Source organism: Nocardia glycosmidis (genome assembly GCF_052545115.1).
In genome coordinates this window covers 1-1,115 of the sequence record NZ_JBQWRH010000055.1, presented here as the reverse complement: position 1 = coordinate 1,115, position 1,115 = coordinate 1, and the positions used below count along the sequence as shown (strand labels likewise).

Here is a 1,115-nt window from a genome sequence, read left to right as displayed (position 1 = left end):
ACTAGCCCGTGTTTTGAAAGTGGCTGAGGGCGGGTGGGTGCTCTTCCTCAGCCGTGTCGGAGCCATTGGTTGATGGCGGTGATCTGGACGGTGGCCAGGTAGCGGACAGCGAGTTTGTCGTATCTGGTTGCCATGGCACGGTTTTCCTTCAGCTGGCCGATGCCGCACTCGACAGCGTGACGGTCCTTATATCGTTCGGGGTCGAACGCCGGTGGCCGGCCGCCAGCGGAGCCCTTCTTCTTCCGGTTGGCCGCCTGATCCACCTTCACCGGGATCGTCGCCTTGATCCCGTGTTCACGCAGGTAGGCTCGGTTAGCGCGTGAGCTGTACGCCTTGTCGGCCAGCACCTCGCCCGGACGCGTCCGCGCTCGCCCCCGGCCCAGACGCGGCACCGAGATCGCGTCGAGCACGCTGCTGAACTGCGGGCAGTCGGCGCGCTGACCGGCGGTCAGCAGCAGCGACAGCACCTTGCGGCCCTGCTCACACGCCAGATGCGTCTTGGTGGTCCACCCACCACGAGACCGTCCCAGCGCATGATCAGCAGGCTCGGCGCCGACCCCGCCGGGCGGCTCGGCCTGCCTGTCACCATCACCTCGGGCGCCGGCGGCATGACGATGCGCCCGGGCGATGGTGGAATCGACGCTCACGCGCCACACGATGCGACCAGCGGCGTCGGCGGAGGCCTGCAGCATCTTCCAGATCAACACCCACACCCCCGCCCGCTGCCAGCGGCGGAACAGCCCGTACACCGTCTGCCACGGCCCGTAGCACTCCGGCACGTCCCGCCATGGGGATCCCACCCGGGTACGCCACCGAATCCCATCGATGAGCTGTCGTTTCGTCCACTTCGGCGGGCGGCCCGCCTTCCGTCCGCGAGGCAGCAACGGCTCCAACCGCCGCCACTGCGCGTCGGTCAGATCCGCCCGCCTCGTCACCGCTACCCTGGTCACGAGGTCTCCGGTTGTCAGGTAATGCTTGGTCGCTTACCCATCTACCGGAGACCTCTCCTCATCCCGGCACCGACACGCTCACGCAGACACCATCACTCACCCGCACACTTCCGAACCGCGCCGCGCAGCAGCACCCACCAGGAACACTTTCAAAACACTGGCTAG

Annotated in this window: 1 protein-coding gene; it reads right to left on the bottom strand. The window is 67.2% G+C overall.

What is annotated here, in order from left to right; all coding sequences use genetic code 11:
* Positions 1-47: 47 nt before the first annotated feature.
* A complete protein-coding gene (locus tag ACT86A_RS27455) occupies positions 48-950 on the bottom strand; it encodes an IS5 family transposase (protein WP_445095124.1) in 903 nt (300 codons plus the stop codon).
* Positions 951-1,115: the final 165 nt, after the last annotated feature.